Annotated in this window: 20 protein-coding genes; 12 read left to right on the top strand and 8 right to left on the bottom strand. The window is 63.5% G+C overall.

What is annotated here, in order from left to right:
* Positions 1 to 4: 4 nt before the first annotated feature.
* The 3 genes from lysS to prfB form a co-directional block, all read right to left on the bottom strand.
* Entirely contained in the window at positions 5 to 1,534 is a 1,530-nt protein-coding gene (gene lysS, locus BLS51_RS17625; RefSeq protein ID WP_090185396.1) for a lysine--tRNA ligase, read from the bottom strand.
* 26 nt (positions 1,535 to 1,560) lie between these two features.
* The gene (locus BLS51_RS17630; RefSeq protein ID WP_090185401.1) at positions 1,561 to 2,232 is read right to left on the bottom strand and encodes an HAD family hydrolase; all 672 of its coding nucleotides are present in this window, start codon (positions 2,230 to 2,232) and stop codon (positions 1,561 to 1,563) included.
* Positions 2,232 to 3,336 (bottom strand): peptide chain release factor 2 gene (gene prfB, locus BLS51_RS17635; protein ID WP_139168725.1). Its coding sequence is split into 2 segments (ribosomal slippage): positions 2,232 to 3,254 and positions 3,256 to 3,336, totalling 1,104 coding nucleotides; the frame shifts between segments, so codons are not numbered across the junction. Before prfB ends, BLS51_RS17630 begins: the two co-directional genes overlap by 1 nt.
* A gap of 162 nt (positions 3,337 to 3,498) precedes the next feature.
* On the opposite strand from prfB, the gene BLS51_RS17640 reads away from it, so the two are divergent.
* The 11 genes from BLS51_RS17640 (at position 3,499) to BLS51_RS17690 (ending at position 16,678) form a co-directional block, all read left to right on the top strand.
* On the top strand, positions 3,499 to 5,508 hold the full coding sequence (locus BLS51_RS17640) for a bifunctional 2',3'-cyclic-nucleotide 2'-phosphodiesterase/3'-nucleotidase (protein ID WP_090185408.1): 2,010 nt from the start codon (positions 3,499 to 3,501) through the stop codon (positions 5,506 to 5,508).
* Positions 5,505 to 6,179 carry a tetratricopeptide repeat protein gene (locus BLS51_RS17645; RefSeq protein WP_229207630.1) on the top strand — a complete coding sequence of 225 codons (675 nt, stop codon included), beginning with the start codon at positions 5,505 to 5,507 and terminating at the stop codon, positions 6,177 to 6,179. Before BLS51_RS17640 ends, BLS51_RS17645 begins: the two co-directional genes overlap by 4 nt.
* Positions 6,180 to 6,340: 161 nt before the next feature.
* A complete protein-coding gene (locus BLS51_RS17650; protein WP_090185415.1) occupies positions 6,341 to 7,498 on the top strand; it encodes an ABC transporter substrate-binding protein in 1,158 nt (385 codons plus the stop codon).
* 77 nt (positions 7,499 to 7,575) lie between these two features.
* Positions 7,576 to 8,466 (top strand): branched-chain amino acid ABC transporter permease, encoded by an 891-nt coding sequence (locus tag BLS51_RS17655; RefSeq protein WP_090185420.1) that lies wholly within the window; start codon positions 7,576 to 7,578, stop codon positions 8,464 to 8,466.
* A 3-nt stretch (positions 8,467 to 8,469) separates the two neighbouring features.
* On the top strand, positions 8,470 to 10,398 hold the full coding sequence (locus BLS51_RS17660; protein WP_090185426.1) for a branched-chain amino acid ABC transporter ATP-binding protein/permease: 1,929 nt from the start codon (positions 8,470 to 8,472) through the stop codon (positions 10,396 to 10,398).
* A gap of 13 nt (positions 10,399 to 10,411) precedes the next feature.
* Positions 10,412 to 11,134, top strand: coding sequence for an ABC transporter ATP-binding protein (locus BLS51_RS17665; protein WP_090185431.1), 723 nt, complete (start codon positions 10,412 to 10,414; stop codon positions 11,132 to 11,134).
* Between the two features lie 36 nt (positions 11,135 to 11,170).
* Positions 11,171 to 12,061, top strand: a complete 891-nt coding sequence (locus BLS51_RS17670; protein WP_139168728.1) for a hypothetical protein — start codon at positions 11,171 to 11,173, stop codon at positions 12,059 to 12,061.
* Positions 12,058 to 12,897, top strand: coding sequence for an aldo/keto reductase (locus BLS51_RS17675; protein ID WP_090185439.1), 840 nt, complete (start codon positions 12,058 to 12,060; stop codon positions 12,895 to 12,897). The genes BLS51_RS17670 and BLS51_RS17675 overlap by 4 nt, the downstream gene beginning before the upstream one ends.
* 13 nt (positions 12,898 to 12,910) lie before the next feature.
* Positions 12,911 to 13,984: a DUF4272 domain-containing protein gene (locus BLS51_RS17680; RefSeq protein WP_090185443.1), complete on the top strand. Its 1,074-nt coding sequence runs from the start codon at positions 12,911 to 12,913 to the stop codon at positions 13,982 to 13,984.
* Between the two features lie 80 nt (positions 13,985 to 14,064).
* Entirely contained in the window at positions 14,065 to 14,451 is a 387-nt protein-coding gene (locus BLS51_RS17685) for an RcnB family protein (protein ID WP_090185446.1), read from the top strand.
* A 49-nt stretch (positions 14,452 to 14,500) separates the two neighbouring features.
* Positions 14,501 to 16,678: an alpha/beta hydrolase domain-containing protein gene (locus BLS51_RS17690; RefSeq protein WP_090185451.1), complete on the top strand. Its 2,178-nt coding sequence runs from the start codon at positions 14,501 to 14,503 to the stop codon at positions 16,676 to 16,678.
* Here BLS51_RS17690 and BLS51_RS17695 read toward each other — a convergent pair.
* The 5 genes from BLS51_RS17695 to BLS51_RS17715 all read right to left on the bottom strand — a co-directional run bounded on the left by BLS51_RS17695 (position 16,644) and on the right by BLS51_RS17715 (position 20,863).
* Complete coding sequence (locus BLS51_RS17695; protein ID WP_090185455.1) at positions 16,644 to 16,961, bottom strand: DUF2288 domain-containing protein; 318 nt, start codon at positions 16,959 to 16,961, stop codon at positions 16,644 to 16,646. The two genes, BLS51_RS17690 and BLS51_RS17695, sit on opposite strands and share 35 nt — an antisense overlap.
* Before the next feature lies 1 nt (position 16,962).
* Positions 16,963 to 17,652 (bottom strand): RES family NAD+ phosphorylase, encoded by a 690-nt coding sequence (locus BLS51_RS17700; RefSeq protein ID WP_090185460.1) that lies wholly within the window; start codon positions 17,650 to 17,652, stop codon positions 16,963 to 16,965.
* A complete protein-coding gene (locus BLS51_RS17705) occupies positions 17,653 to 18,087 on the bottom strand; it encodes an antitoxin Xre/MbcA/ParS toxin-binding domain-containing protein (RefSeq protein ID WP_090185464.1) in 435 nt (144 codons plus the stop codon).
* A 71-nt stretch (positions 18,088 to 18,158) separates the two neighbouring features.
* Positions 18,159 to 19,853: a single-stranded-DNA-specific exonuclease RecJ gene (gene recJ / locus BLS51_RS17710; protein ID WP_090185467.1), complete on the bottom strand. Its 1,695-nt coding sequence runs from the start codon at positions 19,851 to 19,853 to the stop codon at positions 18,159 to 18,161.
* Complete coding sequence (locus BLS51_RS17715; RefSeq protein WP_229207631.1) at positions 19,850 to 20,863, bottom strand: hypothetical protein; 1,014 nt, start codon at positions 20,861 to 20,863, stop codon at positions 19,850 to 19,852. The genes recJ and BLS51_RS17715 overlap by 4 nt, the downstream gene beginning before the upstream one ends.
* Positions 20,864 to 21,156: 293 nt before the next feature.
* Here BLS51_RS17715 and BLS51_RS17720 point away from each other — a divergent pair, with 293 nt between their 5' ends.
* The gene (locus BLS51_RS17720; protein WP_175472614.1) at positions 21,157 to 26,589 is read left to right on the top strand and encodes an SdrD B-like domain-containing protein; all 5,433 of its coding nucleotides are present in this window, start codon (positions 21,157 to 21,159) and stop codon (positions 26,587 to 26,589) included.

The raw sequence follows: 26,589 nt of genomic DNA on the forward strand, positions 1-26,589 counted from the left end.
CGGGTTACTCTTCGCGGCGCAAGTGCGGGAACAGCAGCACGTCGCGGATGTTCGGCGAGTCGGTGATGATCATCATCAGGCGGTCGATGCCGATGCCGCAACCGCCGGCTGGCGGCATGCCGTATTCCAGTGCGCGGATGTAGTCCGCGTCGTAGAACATCGCCTCCTCGTCGCCGGCGTCCTTGGCGGCCACCTGGGCCAGGAAGCGGGCCGACTGGTCTTCCGCATCGTTCAGCTCCGAGAAGCCGTTGGCGATCTCGCGGCCCACCATGAACAGCTCGAAGCGCTCGGTGATGCCTTCGCGCGAATCCGACGCACGCGCCAGCGGCGACACTTCAACCGGATAATCGATGATGTAAGTCGGTTCCCACAGCTGTGCCTCGGCGGTTTCTTCAAACAGCGCCAGTTGCAGCGCGCCCAGGCCGGCGGTGGCAAACGGCTTGACGCCGAACTTCAGCAGTTCCTTCTTGATGAACTCCGCGTCATTCAACTGCTCGGCGGTGTACGAAGGCGCATACTTGTTGATCGCCTCAACGATGGTCAGGCGGTGGAATGGCTTCGACAGGTCCAGCTCGCGGCCGCCGTAGGTCAGCTTGGCGGTGCCGTGCGCATCGATTGCGGCCTGGCGGATGACGGCTTCGGTGAAGTCCATCAGCCATTTGTAGTCGGTGTAGGCCGCGTAGAATTCCATCATCGTGAATTCCGGATTGTGACGGATCGACACGCCTTCGTTACGGAAGTTGCGGTTGATCTCGAACACGCGGTCAAAACCGCCAACCACCAGGCGCTTCAGGTACAGCTCAGGCGCGATACGCAGGAACATCTGCATGTCCAGCGCATTGTGGTGGGTGATGAACGGCTTCGCGGCGGCGCCACCTGGAATGGTGTGCAGCATCGGCGTTTCCACTTCCATGAACTCGTTCTTTTCCATGAAACGGCGGATCGACGAAATCGCGGCGGTACGCGCCTTGAAGGTGCGGCGCGTCTCTTCGTTCATGATCAGGTCCACGTAGCGCTGGCGGTACTTGGTTTCCTGGTCGGCCAGGCCGTGGAATTTGTCCGGCAGCGGGCGCAGCGACTTGGTGATCAGGCGCAGCTCGCTAACCTTGATGGTCAGTTCATCGGTCTTGGTCTTGAACAGCGTGCCGACCACGCCCAGGATGTCGCCCAGGTCGTAGTGGTGCAGTGCCGCCATGGCGGCTTCGCCGGTCAGGTCCAGCGTGGCATAGATCTGGATGCGGCCATCGGCTTTCGGGCCGGAGGCATCCTGCAGCGTGGCGAAAGCGGCTTTCTTGCCAGCTTCGCGCTTCAGCATCATGCGGCCTGCCAGCGTGACGGTGACCGGAGCAGCTTCCAGCTCTTCGCGGGTCTTCTCGCCGTATTGCGCGTGCAGGTCGGCTGCCTTGTGCTCAGGCTTGAAGTCGTTCGGGAAGGCGATGCCTTGTTCGCGGATGGCGGCCAGCTTGGCGCGGCGCTCCGCAATGATTTTATTTTCGTCAGGAGCGGCTGCTTGGTCTTGAAGATCCGTAGTCATGGTCTTTACTTATGTTGAGGTGATGATTAGTTGGTGGCGGTGGCGGCGAACAGTTCGTCCACATCCAGTTCGCTGAAGTCGCGCACGACAGCGATGACGTTGTCGAATTCCTTGAACGCTTCAGCCGGCAAAGTGGTTGTCAGCACCACCGCGCGCATGCCGGCGCGGCGTGCCGCTTCGACGCCCAGCGGCGCGTCTTCAAACACGATGCTGTCGGCCGGCAGCGTGCCGGCGCGCTCGGCGGCCAGCAGGAATACGTCCGGATTCGGCTTGCCACGCGCCACATCGGCAGCGCCGGCGATTGCGTTGAATTCCTTGCGCAGGTCCAGGCCATCCAGCGTGAAGTCGATGTTCTCGGTCGGCGCGGCGGTGGCCACGGCCAGCTTGATGCCGGCCGCCTTGGCGCGCGTGATGAAGTCGACGAAGCCGGTGGTCGGCGCCAGGTGTGGCGCGTACATCTCGCGGTACAGCGCTTCCTTCTCGAAATCCAGCGCCGCGCTTTCTTCCTTGCTCAGCGACTTGCCGAAGTAGGTGCTCATGATTTCATGGCCCTGGCGGCCGGCGGTGTTGCGGAAGAAGTCATCCGCATCAATCACATGGCCACGGCGCTGGAAGAATTCCAGCCACGATTTCACGTGGAAGGACATATTGTCGACTATGGTGCCGTCCATGTCGAAGATGAATGCACGCTGAGTCATTAAACGCCTTGTTTGAGCGAAGCCGAGATGAAGTCGTCCAGGTCGCCGTCCAGCACGCCCTTGGTATTGCCGGTCTCGAAGTTGGTACGCAAGTCCTTGATGCGCGACTGGTCCAGCACATAGGAACGGATCTGGTGGCCCCAGCCGACGTCGGTCTTGGAGTCTTCCAGTTTCTGCTGCTCGCTCATGCGCTTGCGCAGTTCCAGTTCGTACAACTTCGCCTTCAGCATTTCCATCGCCTCGGCCTTGTTGCGGTGCTGCGAACGGTCGTTCTGGCACTGCACCACGATGCCGGACGGGCCGTGGGTCAGGCGCACTGCGGAATCGGTCTTGTTGATGTGCTGACCACCGGCGCCCGATGCGCGGTAGGTGTCGATACGCAGGTCGGCCGGGTTGATCTCGATATCGATCGAATCGTCCACTTCCGGATAGACGAACAGCGACACGAACGAGGTGTGACGGCCGCCGGCCGAGTCGAACGGCGACTTGCGCACCAGGCGGTGCACGCCGGTCTCGGTGCGCAGGAAACCGTAGGCGTATTCGCCTTCCACTTTCAGCGTCGCGGTCTTGATGCCGGCCACCTCGCCGTCGGACTGCTCCATGATCTCGACCTTGAAGCCCTTGCGTTCGGAATAGCGCAGGTACTGGCGCAGCAGCATCGACGCCCAGTCCTGGGCCTCGGTGCCGCCGGCGCCGGCCTGGATGTCGACGAAGCAGTTGTTCGGGTCCATCGGATTGCTGAACATGCGGCGGAATTCCATGCCTTCGATGACCTTGCGGACTTCCTCGGCGTCGACGATCAGCGCTTCCAGCGTGTCGTCGTCGCCTTCTTCCTTGGCCATGTCGATCAGGTCGGCCATGTCTTTCAGGTCGGCGTCGGCCTTGGTCAGTGCGTCAACCACGGCTTCCAGCGATTTTTTCTCTTTGCCCAGGTCCTGGGCTTTCTTCGGATCGTTCCAGACGGCTGGATCTTCCAGCTCGCCGTTTACCTGTTCGAGCTTGTCGACTTTGCGATCGAAGTCAAAGATACCTCCGAAGTTCGGCTTCGCGCGTGGTCAGGTCGGCGAGCAGGGAGGTGAGGGCGTTGATGCGTTCGGCTTCCATGGTTTTCTTCTTTTCTAAGGCTGAAATCAAACCTTGGATTATACCCTAGCCAGCCGCGCTCTCCCAGAGCCGTGCCACCAGCCGTGCCGCAGCGGCGAAATGCTGCCATTTATGCCACAAAACGTATAGAATATCGCAGCCTGTAACTTTACTCTGCCTTCCATGCGTCTTGTCTATCTCGCCTTGCCCTCGCTGTTGATCGGCTGTTCCAGCCTGCCTTCTGGCAGTAGCCCGGGCAGCGCGACACCGGCTGGCGCCGAAGCCACGCTGGCGCTGCTGGAAACCACCGACCTGCATGCGAATGTGCTCAGTTATGATTACTACAAGCTGCAGCCCGATCCCGCCATCGGCCTGGAACGCACGGCGACCCTGATCAAGCAGGCGCGCGCCGAATACCCGAACAACCTGCTGCTGGATAACGGCGACGCGCTGCAAGGCACGGCGCTGGCCGACTACCAGGCGCTGGTCAAGCCGGTGGCCTGCGATGAAACGCTGGCCATCTACAAGGCCATGAACCAGCTGGGCGTCGATGGCGCCGGCATCGGCAACCACGAATTCAACTACGGCCTGGCCTATCTGAACCAGGTCACCGGCAACCACTTCGACGTTGACGGCGTGCCGGCCAACGCGCCGCGCTGCGCCGGCCCGGCGTTCCCGATCGTGCTGGCGAATATCTACAGCGCTAAATCAAAGCAGCCGCTGTTCGCGCCATACCGCATCCTGACGCGCCAGATCCAGGCCACCGGCCCGGATGGCCAGCCGCTGACGGTCAGCATCAAGGTCGGCATCATCGGCTTCACGCCGCCGGGCGTGCTGTCCTGGGACAAGGCCTGGCTGGAAGGGAAGGTCTACGCCGAGGGCGTGCGCGAGTCGGCGCAAAAATACATCCCGCAGATGCGCGCCGAAGGCGCCGACCTGGTGGTCGCGATCTCGCACGGCGGCGTCGATGGCGCGCCGTACACGCCGGACATGGAGAACGCCAACTACTATCTGGCGCAAGTGCCGGGCGTGGACGCGCTGCTGATCGGCCATGCCCACCTGCCGTTCCCGGACGCCGCCAGCAAGGCCGCCGGCTTCAACCTGCCGGGCGTCGACAAGACACGGGGCACCATCTACGGCGTGCCGGCGGTGATGGCCAACCTGTGGGGCAAACACCTCGGCGTGATCGGCCTGCACCTGAGATACGACGGCAAGCAATGGGTGGTCGACAAATCGCGCACCACGGTGGAAGCGCGCGCCACGCGCCAGGCCGATGGCAGCTACGTCGCCGCCGATCCAGCCATCGCGCAACTGGTGGCCGACGAGCATGCGGCCACTATCCGCTACGTCAAAACACCGGTCGGCAACAGCGATTTCCGCATGAGCAGCTACTTTGCCGACGTCGGCGATGTCAGTGCGATCGAACTGGTGAACCAGGCGCAAACCGCCTATGTGCAGGATTACGTCAAGGCCAACCTGCCGCAGTACGCCGCGCTGCCGGTGCTGTCGATGGCGTCGCCGTTCAAGACCGGTTCCGCCGGCGTCGCCGACTACACCGACGTCAAACCGGGTGCGGTCGCCCTGAACAACGCCGCCGACCTATACCTGTACCCGAATGCGCTGCACGCGGTAAAAGTGAATGGCGCGCAGCTGAAAGCCTGGCTGGAGAAATCCGCCGAGCGCTTCAACCGCATCGATCCCGCCAGCGGCGCGCAGCAGGAACTGATCAATACCGGTTTCGCCGGCTTCAACTTCGACATGCTGACCAATGCTGATGTCAGCTACCAGATCGACGTCAGCCAGCCGGCCGACCAGCGCATCGTCAAGCTGCACTATAAAGGTGCGCCGCTGTCGCCGACGCAGGAATTCCTGGTCGCCACCAACAACTACCGCGCCAGCGGTGGTGGCGGCTTCCCCGGCCTGGACGGCAGCAAGACCGTCATCGCCGCACCGGATTCCAGCCGCGATGTGCTGATCGCCTACATCCAGAAGACCAAAGAGTTGACCCGCGCGCGTAACGGCGCCACCCGCAGCTGGCGTTTCGCGCCGGTCGCGGTCAAAGGCCCGGTGGTATTCCGCTCCGCGCCCGGCGTGCTGGGCCTCGCCCGCGAAGCCGGCCTCACGGCGGTCAGCCAGCTGAAAGCCGACGACGGCAAAGGCTATGCCCTCTACACCGTCGACTTGAGCAAATGATGATCCCGCGCCGCCCGACCGCCGCAGCCACCGCTGCTGCCGCTGCCGCTGCCGCTGCTGCTGCCACCGCCGCCGCCGCCGCTGCCACCGCCCGCGTTGCTGCTCGTGCGGCCGGTGCAGCGCCTTTGGCAAGCACGCAGCGGCGCTGCACCGCAGTCGCGGTAATCGGCACCGCCTTGCTGGCGCTCGGCCTGTCGCTGGCTGGCGGCGCCTCGGCCGGCCCGGTGGAAGAAGGGCGTTTGTGCCTGCGCGGTTCCGAGCGCACGCCGGCCAACCTGCCGCGCGCCTTCCAGCTGTTCAGCGCCGCCGCGCAGAAAGGCGATCCGCAGGCCGCCTACTATCTGGGCATGATGTACCAGAACGGCATGGCCGTCGCTCGCGACACCAAGGCCGCCGCCCGCTGGCTGCAGTTCGCCGCCAACCGCCAGACGCCGGCCGCCATGTTCGCGCTGGCCAAACTCTACCTCGCCGGCGACGGCGTCAAGCGCGACGACATCGCCGCCCGGCGCTGGATCGAAAAAGCCGCCGACCTCGAATATCCCGAAGCCGTGATGGCCATGGCCATCGGCCTGCGCGACGGCTCGATGGGCTTCGAACGCAATGAAGCGCTGGCCGAAACCCAGATGCGCTTCGCCAACCGGGCCCTCAAACAGGCCAGCCCCGGCATGTAATCCTTACGGCTGGCTTACACGCTTGCACAGTGCCAGCTTGCTGCGATGCGGCACATCTATCTGTTGCTGATGACGTTCTACTAACCTACAATGGTTTTCCGATGGGGCGACTTTCCAGCGTACGACTACTAAAAAAAACGTTGTATAACAGGAGATGACACATGAATTTCAAGTTGAAATTGCTCGTTGCAGGTCTGGCACTCGGTTTCGCAGCCACCACGCAGGCGGCTGACCCCATCAAGATCGGCGTCGCCGGTCCGTTCACTGGCGGTTCCGCGCCGATGGGCGTGTCGATGCGCGACGGCGTCAAGCTGGCGGTGGCGGAGATCAACGCCAAAGGCGGCGTGCTCGGTCGCCAGATCCAGCTGATCGAACGCGACGACGAAGCCAAGAACGAACGCGGCGTGCAGATCGCGCAGGAGCTGATCAACAAGGAACGCGTGGCCGCCACGGTCGGCTACATCAACACCGGCGTGGCGCTGGCCTCGCAGCGCTTCTACCAGGACGCCAAGATCCCGGTCATGAACAACGTCGCCACCGGCTCGGTCATCACCAAGCAGTTCGCCGACCAGCCGGAAAACTACATCTTCCGCAATTCCGCAAACGATGAGATCCAGTCGCAGATGATCATCAAGGAAGCGATCGACAACCGTAAATTCAAGAAGGTCGCGATTCTGGCCGACTCCACCAACTACGGCCAGCTGGGCCGCGAAGACCTGGAGAAAGTGCTGGCCAGCCGCAGCCTGAAGGCGGTGGCGGTTGAAAAGTACAACATCAAGGACGTCGACATGACGGCCCAGCTGCTAAAGGCCAAGCAGGCCGGCGCTGACGTGGTGCTGACCTACGGCATCGGCCCCGAGCTGGCGCAGATCGCCAACGGTATGGAAAAACTCGGCTGGAAAGTGCCGCTGATCGGCAGCTGGACGCTGTCGATGGCCAACTTCATCGACAACGCCGGCAAGAACGGCAACGGCACCCGCATGCCGCAGACCTTCATCCAGGACCCCAACACGGCGAAGCGCAAAGCCTTCATCGACGCCTACGTCAAGGCCTACAACCCGCCGCAGGGCCGCATGCCGTCGCCGGTGTCGGCCGCCCAGGGCTACGACTCGATCTACCTGCTGGCCGCCGCCATCAAGCAGGCCGGCAGCACCGAAGGCCCGAAGGTCAAGGCCGCGCTGGAAAACCTCAACGAAAAAGTTGAAGGCGTGGTCACCACCTATGACAAGCCATACAGCAAAACCGACCACGAAGCCATCACCGCCGACATCACCGTCTTTGGTGAAGTCAAGGACGGCAAAGTCGTACATGCCAAGTAAGGCCGCCTAGCGCCGTACAGTGGCCAGACTTGTGAACGCAAGCCTGGCCATTTTCTTGTCGTCTGCAGGGGAATACTATGGAAATCCTGTTGCAACTGGTGTTCAGCGGCATCGCGCTGGGCATGATCTACGCGGTGATCGCCTTCGGCTACCAGCTGACCTTCGCTACCTCCGGCACGCTGAATTTCGGCCAGGGCGAATCGTTGATGCTCGGCGCGCTGGTGGGCCTCAGCCTGGTGGGCACCATCCACGGCGGCCCTTACATGAGCTACCTGCTGATGATCCCGCTGGTGATCGTGTTCGGCGCGCTGCAAGGCATGCTGGTGGAGTGGATAGGCGTGCGGCCGGCGATCAAGATCAAATCCGAATTCGGCTGGATCATGTCGACCATCGCGCTGGCCATCATCTTCAAGAACGTCGCCGAGAACATCTGGGGCAAGGACGACCTGACCTTCCCGTCGCCGCTGTCGTCGGCGCCGATCGAGATCCTCGGCGCCAATGTGCAGCCGATGCAGATTGCCGTGGTGGTGGGCGCGCTGGCCATCATGGCGGCGGTGGAGATCTTCAACCGCAAATCGATCTACGGCAAGGCGGTGGTTGCCACCGCCAATGACCGCGACGCGGCGGGCCTGATGGGCATTAACACCGGCGCGGTAATCACTTTTTCGTACGCCTTGTCGTCGGCCGTTGCCGCCTTCGCCGGCGTGCTGGTGGCGCCGCTGACGCTGACCGGCGCCACCATGGGCGCCTCGCTCGGCCTGAAAGCGTTCGCGGTGGCGATCATCGGCGGCCTGACCTCGGGCGTCGGCGCTATCGTCGGCGGGCTGATACTCGGCATCACCGAAACCACCGCCGGCTACTACATCTCCACCGGGTACAAGGACGTGCCGGGACTGCTGTTGCTGCTGCTGGTGCTGGCGGTGAAGCCGTCCGGCCTGTTCGGCAAAGCCGCCATCAAAAAGGTCTGACCCATGAAGAAGACGATTATCGCGGCAAGCGTGGTGGGACTGGCGGTACTGGCGCTGTATCCGGTGCTGATCCCTAATCCCTACTATATCCATCTATTCGAAACGATTCTGATCTACGCCATACTATTGTTCGGGCTCGACATCGTGGTCGGCTATACCGGGCAGGTATCGCTCGGCCACGCCGGCCTGTTCGGCATCGGCTCGTATGTCACCGGTGCGATCGTCTTCAAGCTGGGGGCGCCGTTCTGGCTGGCCATACCGGCCAGCGTGATCGGCGCCGCGGTGTTCGGCGCCATCCTCGCGCTGCCTGCCTTGCGCGTCACCGGCCCTTATCTGGCGATGGTCACGCTGGCCTTCGGCACCATCATCCAGATCCTGATCAACGAAATGACCTTCCTCACCGAAGGGCCGATGGGCATCAAGATCTCCAAGCCGGTGCTGTTCGGCGAAAAGCTCAGCGAAGTACAGTACTACTACATGGTGGCGGTGCTGATGGTGATCTCGCTGGTGCTGGTGCACCGCATACTCAAGTCCAACCTGGGCCGCGCGTTCGAAGCGCTGCGCGACAGCCCGATCGCCTCCGACTGCATGGGTGTATCGGTCTACCGCTACAAGGTGTACGCCTTTATCATCAGCGCCGGCTTTGCCGGTCTGGCCGGCAGCCTGTACGCGTATTCGGAAGAGTACATCTCGCCGAATACCTACAACTTCGAGCTGACCATCCTGTTCCTGCTGGCGGTGATCATGGGTGGGCGCAAGACCCGTTCCGGCGCGCTGATCGGCGCACTGATCGTGGTCATGCTGCCTAGCCTGTTGGCCGACATCGAACTGTTCCGCAAGATCGCCACCGCTGCCGCCGTGCTGGGCGTAATCGGCTCCGCGCTGGCCATCGCCCGCAAGCAGGCCACGCCGCGCGGCGTCGCCGTGCCGCTGATCGCCACCATCGGCATGGCCGCGTTCTCCTACAAGCTGGAAAACATCGTCGACTGGCGCCTGACCATCTTCGGCCTGATGACGCTATTCGTCGTCTACTACCTGCAGGACGGCATCGTCGGCTTCCTGCAAAACCTGCTGGGCCGCGCACGCGCACACGCCAAGCCGGCGGCTTCCGGCGGCGGTGTCGAGCCGTTCCCCTACGCGCAGGGCGGCAAGGCCGGCGACACGCTGCTCGATGTCGAACAGATCCTGATGCAGTTCGGTGGCCTGAAGGCGCTGAATCAGGTCAACCTGAATGTGCTGCAAGGATCGGTGCATGGCCTGATCGGCCCCAACGGCTCCGGCAAGAGCACCATGATGAATGTGCTGACCGGGATCTACAAACCGACAGCCGGCAAGGTCGCCTTTGCCGGCGCGGTGATCTCCGGCCGCACGCCGTCCGAGATCGCGCTGGGCGGCGTCGCGCGCACCTTCCAGAACGTGCAGTTGTTCGGCGAGATGACTGCCACTGAAAATGTGCTGGTCGGCCTGCACAACACCTTCGCCTCGAACGTGCTGGATGTGATGCTGCAAACGCCGCGCTACAAGCGCGAAGAGCAGGGCGCGCGTGAGCGGGCCGCCAGCATCCTCGAATTCGTCGGCCTGGCGGACATGGCGGACGAGGAGGCGCGCAATCTACCTTACGGCAAACAGCGCCTGCTGGAGATCGGGCGCGCGCTGGGCCTCAGTCCACGTCTGTTGCTGCTCGACGAACCGGCGGCCGGCCTGACCGCGCCGGACATCAAGGAACTGATGGCCATCATCCGCAAGATCCGCGACCATGGCATCACCATCATCCTGATCGAGCACCACATGGACGTGGTGATGGCCTTGTCCGACACGGTGACGGTGCTGGATTTCGGCCAGAAGATCGCCGAAGGCAAGCCGGCCGCCGTGCAAAGCGATCCGAAAGTGATCGAAGCCTACCTTGGCGGCAGCAGCGAAGCCGCCCACTGACAAGGATACCCACATGCTCTCGATCTCCAACCTGCACGCCGCCTACGGCAAAGTCGAAGTCCTGCACGGCATTTCGCTGGACGTCCCGAAAGGCAAGCTGGTCACGCTGATCGGCTCCAACGGCGCCGGCAAGACCACCACGATGCGCGCCATCTCCGGCATGATCAAGCCGAAGGGCGGCAAGGTCACCCTGGACGGCAAGGACATCACCGGCAGCGATTCGCACAAGATCGCCCGCGCCGGGCTGGCGCATTCTCCGGAAGGCCGGCGCGTGTTCGCCTCGATGAGCGTCACCGACAACCTGCTGCTGGGTGCCTTCCCGCGCTTCACCCGCGCGCGGCCGAAGGGCGACATCAAGCGCGACCTGGAAAAAGCGCTGGAACTGTTCCCACGCCTGAAAGAGCGCCAGCACCAGTTGGCCGGCACGCTATCTGGCGGCGAGCAGCAGATGCTGGCAATGGCGCGCGCGGTGATGCTGAATCCCGACGTGGTGCTGCTGGACGAACCGTCAATGGGGCTGGCCCCGATCCTGGTGGAAGAAGTCTTCCGCATCATCCAGCGCCTGAAATCCGAAGGCGTGACGATGCTGCTGGTAGAACAATTCGCCGCCGCCGCGCTGAATGTGGCCGACTACGGCTACGTCCTCGAAAACGGCAATATCTCCGTCCACGGCCCCGCCGAAAGCCTGAAAACCGACCCCAAAGTCATCTCCGCCTACCTCGGCGGCGGCCACTGAAGATGTTTCTTGGTGGGAATGTGTAATAATCGCTTTATGACGATTATTAATTCTTTATTGGCGGTTCTCGTTCTTGTATGGTGTACTGGTTGCTCCTTAGGCTTTGTGGCGACAGATCTGACGCCGGACAAACCCCCGTTGGAAGATTGGCGAAAGCCGGGCGCGTCGCCTGAACAAAGACTGCGAGATAGCGCCGATTGCGGCGGCGGCCCCTCGGCGCGCGTCGGCTTCACGCCGCAGGCGGTCAGGGACGAAAAGCGCCCGGGCGAGTCGGACTTGGAGCCCTCACGTCGCCTGCTTAAGAAATGGGCTGATTGCATGGTCGAAAAGGGCTATCTGACCGACTCGCTTAAGACACCCGCAGCGCCTTCGCCACCCAAGCCTGCCGCACCGCCACAACCACTCATCCAGCATGAGCCAGTGACATCGCGCTCCACCGAGCCGCTCGCCTCCGACAAGGCGCGGATTCTGATGCGCTCGACAGGCATGCCAATGAACGTCGACTATTCAATCAGCGCGAGCGAACAGTCTTGCAAGGACTTCACCCAGATCGGCGCGGTACGGGACAAAGGTCAAAAAGTACTGTCGTCGTGGATCGTCAAGCTGGGCGAGAAGTTAAATAGCGTCCCGGATCAGATAGAGACGGTTGTGCCAGCCGGGCAGCCTGTGCAGGTGGCAGGGTGGGGGAACTGGCAAGATAGCAAGTCCAAGGGCAATTGCGGTCCCTCAATCGTTTCCTTTCAGCCGGCGCAGATGCACACCTATCTGGTGGAATTTGTATGGCAAGGCACTGCGCGCTGCATGAGTCGCGTGTATGACGTGACCGATCCCGCAACGCGCACGGCAGTGCCAACAGAGCGTAAATATTGCTCGCGCTCGTTTATGGACGTCTGGCTTGGCCGTTCAGGTCTGTCTGGAGTGCCATGAAGACGATATGTTTCGCAAACGGCGCCGAAGTGCCGGTACTGGGCCAGGGCACCTGGAATATGGGCGAAAAGGCGAGCGGCAGGCAGGAGGACGTGCGGGCGCTGCAGCTTGGGCTTGATCTCGGCATGCGCTTGATCGATACCGCCGAGATGTACGGCGAGGGCGGGGCGGAGGAGGTGGTTGGCGAGGCGATTGCCGGCCGGCGTGATGAGGCCTTCGTCGTCAGCAAGGTCTATCCGCATAACGCCAGCTTTGACGGCGTGCAGCAGGCTTGCGAGCGCAGTTTGCGCCGCCTGAAAGTGGAGGCCATCGATTTATATCTGCTGCACTGGCAAGGCCACCATCCGCTGGCCGAAACCTTCGACGCCTTCGAAACGCTGAAGAAAGCCGGCAAGATCAAGGCTTACGGCGTCAGCAACTTCGATCTGGACAACATGGAAGAGGCGCTCACCTACGGCGCGCCCGCCACTAACCAGGTGCTGTACAACCTGATGAAACGCGGAATCGAGTTCGACCTGTTGCCATGGGCGCGTCAGCGGCAGATGCCGGTCATGGCCTACTCGCCGCTGGAAACCTCGGGCCGCGAACAGGCCGCGCTGCTGGATAATCCCGGCCTGAAGGCTGTCGCCACCGCGCATCAGGTGACGCCGGCGCAGATCGCATTGGCCTGGGTGCTGCACCAGGATGGCGTAGTTGCTATCCCCAAGGCCGTCGATCCTGTACACTTGCGCGCCAACCGCGCTGCAGCCGACATTCGCCTTTCCGCCGATGACCTGGCCGCATTGGACCGTGCATTCCCGCCGCCGCGCCGTCGCCGCCCGCTGGATATGCGTTAAAAGATAAGAGACCATGTTAAACCGACTCAAGCAGCTGTTCTCCCCGAAAGACATCAGCAACCATATTCTGCTCAACGCCTACAGCACCGTCGCTGACGCGCCCAAGCCAACTTTCCCGCATGTGCTGAACGGCCGCCGCGACCTGTCCGACGCAGAAATGGGCCCGCACCTGAACGGCTTCATGCACTATCTGGCCGAGCAGAACGAAGGCAAGATGACGCGTACCCGCTACCACGTCATCCGCCACCTGCAACGCACGCAGCAGCATATGAGCTTTGCCGTGGATGCCGCCGACCTGGACGCGTTCCGCGAATGGGCCGCCGCCGCCAATGCGCTGATCTTCATGCAGGACGGCAGCGTGCGCGATCCGCAAGGCCGTGTGCTGCTGGCGGTCTCCGGCGAAGATGGCGATCCGGATGCCGTGATCCCTTATCCGCCGCAGGCATGGCAGCGCAAGGCGCGCACCGAGGCGCTGCTGGCCGGGCGCAAGATCGATGTGCCGGACAGCCTGCCGCCGCTGGTGTCCGAGCCGGAACTGCGCCTGCGCGCGCCGGAAGACATCCTGCGCCGCATGCTGGCGCTGTTCGTCGTCGCTATCCGCGCCGAGTCCCTGACCAGCAAGACGCCGATCACCGTCGCCGATTTGCAGCAGCGCTTCCCGCCGGCCTTCGCCAACCTGAGCGACGCCGAACGCGCCTTCCTCGCGCAGGAAGCGCCGACCGAGCAGGAAATCACGCAGTTCCTGTGGCGCTATGAGGCGATCCTGGTACTGCAATGGGCGCTCGGCATGCAAGCAGAACTGCCGTTCGCGGATGCGATCTGCGATGTGTCGTCGATCTCCGGCAAGGTGATCGAGCGCGGCACCGATGGCTTGCGCAAGCAGCTGGCCGTCCGCACGCCATCCGAGATCCTGGACGCGCTGGACCTGCATTACCGCCTGCACTGGGCCAGCCGCCAGGCGCTGCTGAAGAAGGCGCCGGTGCCGGCGGGGCTTAACGACGGCGTGCTGCAGGAGCGCCACTATGCGCTGAACTGGCTGGTGCGCTTCGAGGATCGCGAGTGGGATGATGTCGACACGCCGACCTGAGTAACGTTCGTTGGCGTACAGAACAATATCCACCGTAGATGTAATCTGTAGCCATCGAAGCACTTACAAAGGAGTTCGATATGAACCGCAAACTGATTACCGCTGCCGTTCTGGTGGCCATGATGGGTGTGACCGGCGCGGCTTCGGCGCAACGTCACGATAACAGTAACGACCGCCGTGGCGGCCCTGATTTCAGCCATCACGACGAGCGCCGCAACGATCGCAACGACTATCGTCAAGATGATCGCCGTGACCACGACCGCCGTGGCGCCGGCCCGCGTCATGACTTGCACAAAGGCGGTCGCCTGCCGCCCGAATACCGCAGCCGCCAATACGTCGTCAGCGACTGGCGCTCGCACCGCCTGAGCGCACCGCCGCGTGGCTATCACTGGGTGCAGACCGGTAGCGATTATGTGCTGGTCGGGATCACCACCGGCCTGATTGCCGGCCTGCTGCTTGCCAACTAAGCCGCTTTGCTAATATGCTGGATAGTCCTCACTGTCCAGCATATTTTCTATGAGCCTGCAATCGGTACGAGAATTCCTCCATTCGCGCGACTTCCGCGTTTCCATCTTCGAAACGGCAGCCGGTACCGCAACAGTGGCGCCGGCCGCTGAAGCGCATGCCGTAGCGCCGGGCCGCATCATGAAGCGCACCTTGATGGCGTTGGCCATCGCCGCAACGGCCGCCAGTGCGCAAGCTGCCGTCGAGCGCATCGAAGTGACCGAGCGCGTGCCGTTTGCGCCTGGCGTCAGCTTTGGCGAATACGGCGCATATGAAAAGATACGCGGCGTTGCCTATTACGCGCTGGACCCGAAAGCCACCGCCAACGCATCCATCGCCGACTTGAAGCGCGCGCCGCGCGACAAGCAAGGCCGCGTGTTGTTCTCCAGCGAGTTCGTGCTGCTACGCCCGACCGGCGCCCAGCCCACCACCTTGCTGTACGACGTGAACAATCGTGGCAACATCGCCATTCTCGGCCAGGTCAACGGCCGCAGCCCGGCGCAGAACGATCCCACCACCGTTGCGGATGCCGGCGATGGCTTCCTGATGCGCCACGGCTTCTCGCTGCTGTTCTCCGCCTGGACCTGGGACGTGGCTCCGACCGCACCTGCAGCTGGCACACCGCCATCGCGCCCGCTGGTGTTCGCGCCGCCGGTGGCGAAGGGCGTCAAGGGCAAGGTGCAGAACGAATTCACCGTCAACGCGCCGACCGATATCGTCAGCTATGCCGGCATGCGCGGCCTGACCTACGAGCCAGCCACGCCCAACGATCCACATGCACAATTGACGCAGCGTGCGCGCCAGGGTGACAAGCCCAAGCCGATCCCGCGCAGCGCCTGGAAATTCGTGGCGCCGGAACTGAAGGGCGGCCCTGGCCGCGTGCAGCTGGAAGGCGGCTTCCAGCCGGATACGCTCTACGAGATCAGCTACGTCGCCAAAGATCCGTATGTCACCGGCGCTGGCCTGGCGGGCATCCGCGACCTGCTGTCCTACTTCCGCGATCATCCGTTTGAAGGCGCGCCGGCGCCGCGCAATATACTGATCTTCGGCATCAGCCAGTCCGGCCGCCTGATCGGCCGCATGATGCATGATGGCCTCAACGTCGACGAAAGCGGCAAGCTGGCCTTCAACGGCGCGTACATGCAGGTGCCTGGTGCTGGCGGTTCGGCAGGCTTCAACAGCAGCTTCGCGCAGCCGACCCGTCATCCATCGATGATGGAGGAGCATGGCTATCCGGCTGACGCCTTCCCGTTCACCAGCACGCCGACGCGCGATCCGGTCAGCGGCAAAACCGCTTCCACGCTGGACAAGGCGCGCGACAAGCAGGGCAATCTGCCGAAGCTGATCGTCGCCAACACCTCGACTGAATTCTGGAATCGCGGCGCCTCGCTGATCGCTACCACGCCTGACGGCGCGCGCGATGTGGCGCCGGCGGAGAATGTGCGCCTGTATGGCTTCATGGGCGCGCAGCACTATGTCGGCCGCTCGAACAAGCGCGCGCCGTTCACCGCCTGCGTGTCGACCAGCGACCATTACCTGCCGATGCGCGCGCTGATCGTGGCGCTGGACGACTGGACCGTCAAAGGCAAGCAGCCGCCGGCCAGCGCCTATCCGGGCCTCGCCGACGGCACGCTGACCACGGTGGCCGACTACCGCGCCATCTTTCCGAAAGGCCTGGGCATCACGCCGCCGGAACAGAACCTGCGCCAGCCGCAACTGAACCTGAGAACCTCGCCGCCGAAGCGTGGCGACGACTACGAAACCCGCGTGCCGACGCCGGATGCGGATGGCAACGACAGGGGAGGCGTGCGCCTGGTGGAATTGCAGGCGCCATTGGGCACGCACACCGGCTGGAACCTGCGCGCGCCGGAAACCGGTTTTGCCTGGGCAACGTCGCGCTTCGACGGCAGCTTTGTGCCGTTTGCGCGCACGGAAGCCGAGCGCATGGCGGCCGGCGATCCTCGTCCAAGCCTGGAAATGCGTTATCCGACGCGCGATGCCTATGTGGCCGCCGTGAAGGCCGCCGCTGAACGCCAGGTCGCAGCAGGTCTGCTGCTGCCGGAGGATGTGGAACGCACAATGAGCAAAAACCTGGGACTGTACGACCGCATCCTGGCGCGCGATCCTGCGGACCAGGGTTGCGGCTATCTATTCCCTAGTTCAGGGCCTTCTGTTCCTGTACCAGGATAAACGGGCTGACCACCGAGGCCCACAGCTGGGTGTTGGCGTCGAGCCAGGCCTGCGCCTGCGCGTCGCTGACCCTGGCGATCAGGCCTGAATTCATCCACTGGCTGATGTTGGCCTTGTCGTCGTGCGCGATGCGCACGGCCACGTCAACCAGGTCGAGCGAATTGGCGACCCACACCACGTTCCCCTGCGCGAAATGCTTGACGAGTTCCGACCATGGCAGGCGTGCCGTTTCGCGGTTCACCTTGTTGCGGAGTTCGAGGTCTTTTTCTGGTTTGGTTTGCATGTTAAATAATTTCTATCTTCGGTTCCGGACTGCCTTGCCATGTTAACCGATAGGCCGCGCCTTTGCGAACATTGCCCACCAGGGCCGGGCGGAAGCAGGCCAGGTTGGTGCCGCCTGCACGCCGTACGCTCGGATAGATGATGCCGAGCGAGCCGCCTTCCAGCAGGCGTTCCGCCAGCGTTTGCGATGCGATATAGCTGTCCGGCGCCATGCAGGCGGCGTAGCGCGCCTGTCCACGGAGGTCATGGAAGGTGGCGGTGAAGTCGGCCAGCATGCACTGATACTGCACGCTGTCGTCGAAGCGGTTGATCTCCGCGTATTCCACCGCCTTGTGGAAGCTGACTTCCGCCAGCGCGGTTTCCACGTCGAAGGCGCAGTACCAGGCGCCACGGCGGCCATCGTTAAAACGGCTGCCTTGTGGATGCGCATAGGTAAAGGCGGCGTTGACGATACGGAAGTTGGGCACGCCGAACACCAGTTCATCGACGTTGATGCCGGCCGCGCCGCCGTTCTGCGTGCGCAGGCGGGCGTTGGTGGCGTTATCCAGGTCGAACAGATCGCGCAGGTGATCGTCGCTGTCGGCCAGCGGCGCCAGCACGGAGTCCTCCACATCCGCAAAGCGGGAGGGTAACAACCGGCAGGTGTCGAACTGGCGCAGCGTGGTTAAGGGCGGAACGAGGCTGACCGGCACTTACAGGCCTCCACGGCGCGCGTCGAGCAGCTGACGCACGGTTTGCATGGCGATCAGGCCGCCGCCCAGCACATAGGCCAGCGGCGTGCGGCCCTCGAAGATCTGGTTGCTGTTGGGCAGACCGATCCATTCATCGGCAAGCTTGTCGCCGTAGATGATGTGCAGCGCCTTGTAGATGCCGAGCAGGTAGGAAATGCGCGTGATGCAGTCGACTTCCAGCGTGCGTTCCGGATTTTTCTTCCAGTCGTAGTAGGCGCTGTTGGACAGGCCGCCGAGCAGCTGGCGCGCGTCCTCGTCGCGTACCTTCCAGGTGGCGACCAGTTTGAAAAAGCCCTTCAGGGCGGACTTGGACAGCCGCTCGCGCTCGGCCTTGGCGTTCAGGTCCACCAAGATGGTTGGCTCAAAGCGGCTGCGTGGATAGGCGTAGGTCAGCATAAATCCTCCGTTAATGGATTCTTTATACTCCGTTTTCAGATGAATTGCAATCCGTTTCCGGATTGTGTCGCCTATGCCGCTTCCGCGTGCTCCACCAGAAGTTGCACTTTTGTTACGCCGTTGTACTCATTGGCGTCCAGCCGGAAGGCCACGCGGGCGCGGTCGCCGAGGGCCTCCGTGTGGCCGAACCAGATGGCATCGTAGCGGGCGCCGTTCTTCTCCAGCAGCAGCTTCAGGTGGCGTTCTTTCAGGATGCGCTGGCTGACCACGCGGAAATCGTCGCAGAACACCGGCGGCGCAAAGCCCTGGCCCCACACCTGGCCGGCCATCAGTTCGATGAAGGTGGTGGTGTAGTAGGCATCTTCCAGCGGACCGTCGGTTTCCACCACGCGCTCCAGTTGCTGCTTGCTGAGCCAGGAACGGCCGACTTCCTCGAACGCCTCGGCAAAGGCGTCGAAGGCTTCGGCGCGCAGCGTCAGGCCGGCGGCCATGGCGTGGCCGCCGAACTTGTCGATCAGCGACGGCGCTTTCTTGTAGACCAGGTCCAGCGCGTCGCGCAGGTGGAAGCCGGGAATCGAGCGGCCGGAACCTTTGATCCAGCCGTCCGCGCCGGGCGCGAAGGTGATGGTCGGGCGGTAGAACTTTTCTTTCAGCCGCGAGGCGACGATGCCGATCACGCCCTGGTGCCAGGTATCGTCAAACACGCAGATGGTGCTGCGCTCGGCCGGCTCGAAGGCGTCCAGGTGCAGCATCGCCGTGTCCTGCATGTCGGCTTCGATTTCGCGCCGCTTCAGGTTGATGTCGTTGAGTTCCTGCGCCAGTTGCCAGGCGCGGCCTTCGTCGTCGGTAATCAGGCATTCAATGCCCAGCGACATGTCTTCCAGCCGGCCGGCGGCGTTCAGCCGTGGGCCGAGGGCGAAGCCGAGGTCGAAGGGATTGGCGTTGCGCGCCTCGCGTCCGGCCACGCGGAACAGCGCCGCCACGCCGGCGTGCATGCGGCCGGCGCGCATGCGTTTCAGGCCTTGCGCCACCAGGATGCGGTTATTGGCGTCCAGCTTGACCACGTCGGCGACGGTGCCGAGGGCCACCAGGTCCAGCAGGTTGTCCAGTTTCGGTTGCGTCTGGGCGTCGAACACGCCGCGCTTGCGCAGTTCGGCGCGCAGGGCCAGCAGCACGTAGAACATCACGCCGACGCCGGCGATATGCTTGCTCGGGAAGCCGCATTCCGGCTGGTTTGGATTGACGATGACGCGCGCGGCGGGCAGGGTGTCGGCCGGCAGGTGGTGGTCGGTGACGACCACTTCGATGCCGCGGCGGTTGGCTTCGGCCACGCCGTCGATGCTGGCGATGCCGTTGTCAACGGTGATGATGATGTCCGGCTGTTTCTCGCGTGCGGTCAGGGCGACGATTTCCGGCGTCAGGCCGTAGCCGTACTCGAAGCGGTTGGGCACGATGAAGTCGATGTCGGCGCCCATCGCGCGCAGGCCGCGCAAGGCGACCGCGCAGGCGGTGGCGCCGTCGCAATCGTAGTCGGCCACGATCACCATGCGCTTGCGCGCGGCAATGGAATCGGCCAGGAAGACGGCGGCGGCGCCGATATGCAGCAGGCCGGACGGCGGTATCATCGCCGCCAGTTCGCTGGACAGCTCTTTGATATCCGACAGGCCGCGTGCCGCGTACAGGCGCGCCAGCACTGGATGGACGCCATTCTGGCGCAGCATTTCGGATTCGCGGAACGAGAAGGTGCGGGTACTGATGCGTGTCATGATTGCTTCAACAGGGAATTCAGGGTGGGCTTGCGCCAGAATTTGCGCTGCGCCAGCGCGGTGCTGTCGGCCGTGATCCAGCCGTTGCGGTGACTGAGCACCAGCTTCACGCGCGCGACGCGGCCGGCTTTCAGGGCTGCCAGCAGCGGCGCAAGCCATTCTTGCTCGATGCGCTGCATGCGCGCCAGCCAGTCGGCCCAGTCTCCAACTTGCGCCGGAGCGACCAGGTCGGCCAGCATCACCGCGCCGGGCGCGGGGCGGCCCAGCAGCCGTTCCAGCGTTGGCTGAACGTCGGCAGCCAGTGCGTCCATCCATTCCGTGCCGCCGGAGATCGCCACATGGCCGGCCGTGGTTGGCGCGGCCGGCCCTGCGCCGCCCCACAGCCAGCAGGAATTAATCGGCTGCAGGCCACGCGCCTGGCGTGCCGCGTTAATTGGATGCTCGTGCCACAGCATCTGGATTTCATTTTGCAGCTTGCGGAAATCGCGCGCGCCCTGACCCTCGGGCAGCAAGTCGCTCATGCTCTGGGTGCTGGTGGCGTCCGGCGAGGCGGTACGCAAACCGGCCCAATCGTCCGCGCGCAGGAACCACAGGCCCGCCGCGCCGTGCAGCAGCGGCTTGCCGACCTCCTCGCAAAACGGGCGGGCGATCTCGTACAGGCCGCGCGAATCGGCCTCGGTCAGTTGCAGGCCGCGCAGGTCGGACAGCAGCATGTGGGTACGCGAGATCTGCACATGCGCCGGTTGCAGCATGAACCAGTGTCCCTCGGCTGCCTCGGCCTGCAAGCCGCAGCCGCGCATCACAGCGGTGGCCAGCGGCGCGCCGGTGTCCGGCTGGTCGGGCGCGCTGGCCAGGCCGAGCGCGTGGGCCAGCCATGCCTCGTGCGGCAACACGCGGCTATCGTTATCGTAAGGACTGTATTGCAAGTGACTGTAGCGCGTCAGCAACGCGGCCAGCGCCGGGGTCTGCAAGGCGTGGATCAGGTCGCTGGCCAGCTCGGGCGGAGGCATTCCAAAGGGAAATACGAGGGTAATTTCGGTCATGGCGAGATTGTAGGCCATCCCGCTGCCGCGAGAGTAAATTCTTTGAGGAAACAATAGTTGAAGAAATACCACATAAATAGGAAAAATCTTAATTATTGTAAGTAAATCTTCGCTATAATTGCGACAACAAAAATGTATTAACGGCATTACCCCCAGTCCCCGTGATGCCCAGGTTTTTACCTGCCACTGCCTACCCAAACCGCGTAGCAGCCGCGCCGGCCAGATTGATAACTCCAAAAACGACTTTTGAAGGCCCATGTATGAGCGCTATTAACATCGATACCGAAATTCACATTTGCGAAGATACCTATGGTACTTTCGACATCCGCGGCATTCTCGCCTCGGCGGGGTACAGCAGTAACGGTACGACTTTGCGTATTGCTGGCATGACGGTGACGCTGCCAGACGGTACTGTCACTGCCAGCACGCCCTTGTTCGGCAAGATCGACGCGGACACGATTTTCGTCAAGCCGGGCGCCTGGGCGACCAACTACAACGGTGAGTTTGGCGCTTTTGAGCTGGTAGTGGAGTCCGGTGGCGGCACGGCCAATACCATTTCGATGCACCTGAAAGTCGTCGTTACCCCGGTCAATGACGCGCCTACCGGCGCTGACAAGGTTTTCAATCTCGGCAACGGCGCCCCGGTGGCGCTGACGCAAGCCGACTTCGGCTTCGTCGACGCGGTAGAGCACGACGCCTTCAAATCGGTGATTATTACCTCGCTGCCAGTGGCCGGTACGCTGACCGTTGACGGTGTCGCCGTAGCGGTTGGGGCGGAGATCAAGGCCGTCGATATCGCCGCCGGCAAGTTGGCGTTCGTGCCAAGTTCCAGCGCCTCCGGCAGCTTTGATGTCGGCTTCAAGGTGCGCGATGCCGGCGGCCTGGACGGCTGCAATGCCGCCGACACCAGCCTCACCCCAAATACGCTGACCTTCAAGGTGCCGCAGGCGCACCTCGGCGACTTCGTCTGGGAAGACAGCAACGGCAACGGCGTGCAGGACAGCGGCGAAGCCGGCCTGGCGGGCGTAACTGTGCAACTGAAGGACGCCACCGGCAATGTGGTCAGCAGCAGCACCACAGACGCCAGCGGTCATTACCATTTCGACGTCGACGCTGGCAGCTACACGGTCAGCGTGGCGCCGCCAGCCGGCTATGTGGCCACGCAACAGGGCCAGGGCGGCAATGGCGCTGCCGACAGCGACAGCAACGCCGCCGGCAACAGCGGCACCATCGCGCTGACGCCGGGCGCCAGCAACGACAATATCGATGCCGGCTTCTACCGTCCGGTGTCGCTGGGCGATACCGTGTGGATCGACAGCAACCGTAACGGCGTGCTGGACAACGGCGAAGCAGGCGTGGCCGGCGTCAAGGTGACGCTGCTGGACGCCAGCGGCGATCCGGTCGCCGGCGCGGTGGCGACCACCGACGCCAACGGCCACTACCAGTTCAGCAACCTGAAACCGGGCACGTACAGCGTGCAGTTTGACCAGACCACGCTGCCGGCCAACTACGATTTCACCATCACCGGCCAGGGCGACAGCACCACCGATTCGGACGCCAATAGCGCCGGCAAGACCGGCCAGGTGACGCTCAATTCCGGCGACAGCCACCAGGATCTGGATGCCGGCATCGTCGTCAGGCAAGCCACCGTCGGCAACCGCGTGTGGGATGACGCCAACGGCAACGGCGTGCAGGACGCGGCCGAGCAGGGCATAGACGGCGCCAGCGTGACGCTGAAAGACGCCAACGGCAACACCGTTGGCACCGTGGTCACCCATGATGGCGGCCAGTACAGCTTTACCGTCGATCCAGGCACCTACACCGTCTCGGTGGCGGCGCCAACCGGCTACGTCTTCACCGGCGCCGGCAAGGGCGGCAACGGCGCGCTGGACAGCGATGTCGACGCCAACGGCAGCACCAGCGTCACGCTGGCCGCCGGCCAGAACAACCAGGACATCGACGCCGGCCTGTACCGTCCTGCCTCGTTAAGCCAGGTGGTGTGGTTCGACACCGACCGTGATGGCCGCCTGAACAACGGCGAAACCGGCGCGGCCGGCGTCAAGGTGCTGCTGCTGGACCCCAGCGGCAATCCGGTGCCGGGCGCTGTGGCCACCACCGACGCTGATGGCCATTACCAGTTCACCAACCTGGCGCCGGGCGTCTACAGCGTGCAGTTCGACAAGAGCACGCTGCCGTCCGGCTACGATTTCACCAGCGCCGCGCAAGGCGGCCCGGGAACGGGCGGTTCGGACGCCGACACCGGCACCGGCAAGACCGCGCAGATCACCTTGAGCGCCGGCGAAGACATGACGTTACGCGCCGGCCTGGTGGTACAGCAAGCGACCATTGGCGACCGTGTGTGGGAAGACAAGAACGGCAACGGCGTGCAGGATGCGGGCGAAGCCGGCATCGTCGGCGTCAAGGTCGAGCTGAAGGACGAGAGCGGCAACCTGGTCAAGACCACGACCACCGGCGCAGACGGCAAGTACAGCTTCACCGTCGATCCGGGCAAGTACGCCATCTCGGTCACCGCACCGGCCGGCATGACCGCCACCGGCCAGCACGACGGCGTGGACAGCCTGGACAGCGACATCAATGCCGCCGGCCAGAGCGATCTGGTGACGCTGACTGCAGGCCAGGTCAACAACAACGTCGACGCCGGCTTCTACAAGGGCGCCACGCTGGGCGACCGTGTCTGGCTGGACAGCAACCGCAACGGTGTGCAGGACAGCGGCGACACCGGCGTGGCCGGCGTCAAGGTGCTGCTGCTGGATGCGGCCGGCAATCCGACCGGCGTCAGTGCCACCACCGACGCCACCGGCAGCTACAGCTTCAGCAACCTGAAGCCGGGCACTTACAGCGTGCAGTTCGACAAGAGCACGCTGCCGGCCAACTTCGCCTTCACCAATGCCGACGTGGGCGACGACGGCAAGGATTCGGACGCCAACATCAGCACCGGCAAGACCGCCAGCGTGACGCTGAACTCGGGCGACGTCAACAACACGCTGGACGCGGGCATCGTCGCCGTGCAGGGCAAGCTGGGCGACACCGTGTGGGAAGACAAGAACGGCAACGGCGTGCAGGACGCCGGCGAAGCCGGTCTGGCCGGCGTCACCGTGCAGCTGAAGGACAGCAGCGGCAAGGTGGTGCAGACCACCACCACGGCCACCGACGGCAAGTACAGCTTCACCGCCGATCCGGGCAGCTACACGGTGTCGGTGAACGCACCGTCCGGCTACCAGTTCACCGGCAAGGATGCCGGCAGCGACGACAACAAGGACAGCGACTTTGGCGCCAACGGCCAGAGCGGCGCCATCACGCTGAACGCCAACGACAACATCACCAACATCGACGCCGGCCTGTACAAATACGCCACGGTCGGCGACCGTGTCTGGCTGGACAGCAACAAGAACGGCGCCCAGGATAGCGGTGAGGGCGGCGTGGCTGGCGTCAAGGTGAAGCTGCTGGATGCCAATGGCAACCAGGTCGGCGTCACCGCCACCACCGACGCCAGCGGCAACTACCTGTTCAGCAATCTGAAGCCGGGCAGCTATAGCGTGGTGTTCGACAAGTCGACGCTGCCGGAAGGCATGACCTTCGGCAACGCCGCCGGCACGACGCAATCGGTCACGCTGACCTCCGGCCAGGTCGACAAGACGCTGGACATCGGCGTGCTGGCCGCCGCCACCATCGGCGACCGCGTGTGGATCGACAAGAACGGCAACGGCCTCCAGGACGACGGCGAGAGCGGCAAGGCCGGCGTCACCGTCGAGCTGAAGGACAACACCGGCAAGGTGGTCAAGACCACCACCACCGACAGCAACGGCAACTACAAGTTTTCGGTGGAAGCGGGCACCTACGCGGTCAACGTCAAGGCGCCAAGCGGCTATTACTTCACCGGCAAGGACGCCGGCAGCAACGATAGCGCCGACAGCGACGCCGACAGCAGCGGCAACCTCGGCTCGGTCAGCGTCAGCGCCGGCCAGAACGTCACCAATATGGACGCCGGCCTGTACCAGAAAGGCGAAATCGGCGACAAGGTCTGGTGCGACCTGAACGGCGACGGCATCCAGCAGAGCAACGAGGGCGGCGTCAAGGGCGTCAAGGTCACGCTGCTGAACGAGAAGGGCGTGGCGATCGCCACCGACACCACCGATTCGTCGGGCCTCTATTCGTTCACCGACCTGGCGCCGGGCAAGTACTCGGTCAAGTTCAGCGCGCCGGACGGCTACGGCTTCACCAGGCAGGATCAGGGCAGCAACGAGAGCCTGGATTCGGACGCTGACGCCGACGGCCTGACTGCACAGTTCACCTTGAGCTCCGGCCAGGTCGACAAGACCCATGACGCCGGCATCGCCAAGCTGGGCAGCATCGGCAACCGCGTGTGGGAAGATGCCAACTACAACGGCATCCAGGACAGCGGCGAGAAGGGCGTGGACGGCGTGGTCGTCAAGCTGTACGACGCCAGCACCGGCGCCCTGAAGGGCAGCACCATCACCCGTGACGGCGGCCAGTACCTGTTTGACGACCTGCAAGCAGGGAACTACAAGGTGGAAGTAACCAACAGCAGCGGCTGGTACTTCACCAAGACCGGCCAGGGCACCGACGCCACCGACTCCGACATCACCTCGGTCAGCGGCAGCAGCGGCAAGACCGGCAGCATCACGCTGGGCCTGGGCCAGAACATCGCCACCGAAGACGCCGGCATCTACCGCAAAGCGTCGCTGGGCGACAAGGTGTGGCGCGACGCCAACCACAACGGCATCCAGGATACGGGCGAGGAAGGCATTGGCGGCATCAAGGTGTCGCTGTTTGATACGGCGACCGGCAAGCAGGTTGGCGCCACCGTCAAGACTGACGCCAACGGCAACTACAAGTTCAGTGAACTGAATCCAGGCAATTACTACTTGCAGTTCGATAAAACCGATGTGAAGGTGTATTTCTCGTCGGACAAGACGACCTACAATATGAGCAACTGGAAGTGGGGCGTGAAGAACACTGGCAGCAACGACCAGATCGACTCCGACGTGGCCGGTGACGGCAAGTCGCTGGTGAATATTACCAAGACCGACACCATCACACTGACCTCGGGCAAGAACGACATGAGCTGGGACGCCAGCATCACGCCGATCGCGATCGACCTCAACGGTGACGGCATCCACACCATCGCCCGCGACGCCATGACCGGCAGTTTCGACCTGCTGGGCACCGGCAAGGCGATCCAGTCCGGCTGGCTGTCGAAGGACGACGGTTTCCTGGCGATCGACAGCAACGGCAATGGCCAGATCGACGACATTGGCGAACTGTTCGGCGGCGCCAGCAAGGGCTCGGGCTTTGCCAAGCTGGCTAGCTACGACAGCAATAGCGATGGCGTGGTCAATGCGTCCGACGCCGAGTTCGCCAAGCTGCTGATCTGGCAGGACGCCAACAGCAACGGCAAGACCGATGCGGGCGAGCTGATCAGCCTGGCGCAAGCCGGCGTGGTCAGCCTGACCGTGGCTTACACCGAACTGCCGTTCCTCGACGCCAACAACAACCTGCACCTGGAGCGCAGTAGCGTCACGCTGGCCAATGGCGGCCACGCCGACATGACCGACGTCTACTTCAACGTCGCGGCAGCCGATGCGGCAGCGGCCGGCATCACCACGCCGACCATGGCGGAATTGGTGGGGCAATCCACCGTATACGCTTGA

Origin of the sequence: Duganella sp. OV510 (assembly GCF_900100205.1) — a bacterium.
Classification (GTDB): domain Bacteria; phylum Pseudomonadota; class Gammaproteobacteria; order Burkholderiales; family Burkholderiaceae_D; genus Rugamonas.

What these genes read in the sequence shown, in the direction of transcription:
- lysS (WP_090185396.1), bottom strand. Translation starts at nt 1,534, where the DNA reads ATGACTACGGATCTTCAAGACCAAGCAGCCGCTCCTGACGAAAATAAA.
- BLS51_RS17630 (WP_090185401.1), bottom strand. Translation starts at nt 2,232, where the DNA reads ATGACTCAGCGTGCATTCATCTTCGACATGGACGGCACCATAGTCGAC.
- BLS51_RS17640 (WP_090185408.1), top strand. Translation starts at nt 3,499, where the DNA reads ATGCGTCTTGTCTATCTCGCCTTGCCCTCGCTGTTGATCGGCTGTTCC.
- BLS51_RS17645 (WP_229207630.1), top strand. Translation starts at nt 5,505, where the DNA reads ATGATGATCCCGCGCCGCCCGACCGCCGCAGCCACCGCTGCTGCCGCT.
- BLS51_RS17650 (WP_090185415.1), top strand. Translation starts at nt 6,341, where the DNA reads ATGAATTTCAAGTTGAAATTGCTCGTTGCAGGTCTGGCACTCGGTTTC.
- BLS51_RS17655 (WP_090185420.1), top strand. Translation starts at nt 7,576, where the DNA reads ATGGAAATCCTGTTGCAACTGGTGTTCAGCGGCATCGCGCTGGGCATG.
- BLS51_RS17660 (WP_090185426.1), top strand. Translation starts at nt 8,470, where the DNA reads ATGAAGAAGACGATTATCGCGGCAAGCGTGGTGGGACTGGCGGTACTG.
- BLS51_RS17665 (WP_090185431.1), top strand. Translation starts at nt 10,412, where the DNA reads ATGCTCTCGATCTCCAACCTGCACGCCGCCTACGGCAAAGTCGAAGTC.
- BLS51_RS17670 (WP_139168728.1), top strand. Translation starts at nt 11,171, where the DNA reads ATGACGATTATTAATTCTTTATTGGCGGTTCTCGTTCTTGTATGGTGT.
- BLS51_RS17675 (WP_090185439.1), top strand. Translation starts at nt 12,058, where the DNA reads ATGAAGACGATATGTTTCGCAAACGGCGCCGAAGTGCCGGTACTGGGC.
- BLS51_RS17680 (WP_090185443.1), top strand. Translation starts at nt 12,911, where the DNA reads ATGTTAAACCGACTCAAGCAGCTGTTCTCCCCGAAAGACATCAGCAAC.
- BLS51_RS17685 (WP_090185446.1), top strand. Translation starts at nt 14,065, where the DNA reads ATGAACCGCAAACTGATTACCGCTGCCGTTCTGGTGGCCATGATGGGT.
- BLS51_RS17690 (WP_090185451.1), top strand. Translation starts at nt 14,501, where the DNA reads ATGAGCCTGCAATCGGTACGAGAATTCCTCCATTCGCGCGACTTCCGC.
- BLS51_RS17695 (WP_090185455.1), bottom strand. Translation starts at nt 16,961, where the DNA reads ATGCAAACCAAACCAGAAAAAGACCTCGAACTCCGCAACAAGGTGAAC.
- BLS51_RS17705 (WP_090185464.1), bottom strand. Translation starts at nt 18,087, where the DNA reads ATGCTGACCTACGCCTATCCACGCAGCCGCTTTGAGCCAACCATCTTG.
- recJ (WP_090185467.1), bottom strand. Translation starts at nt 19,853, where the DNA reads ATGACACGCATCAGTACCCGCACCTTCTCGTTCCGCGAATCCGAAATG.
- BLS51_RS17715 (WP_229207631.1), bottom strand. Translation starts at nt 20,863, where the DNA reads ATGCCTCCGCCCGAGCTGGCCAGCGACCTGATCCACGCCTTGCAGACC.
- BLS51_RS17720 (WP_175472614.1), top strand. Translation starts at nt 21,157, where the DNA reads ATGAGCGCTATTAACATCGATACCGAAATTCACATTTGCGAAGATACC.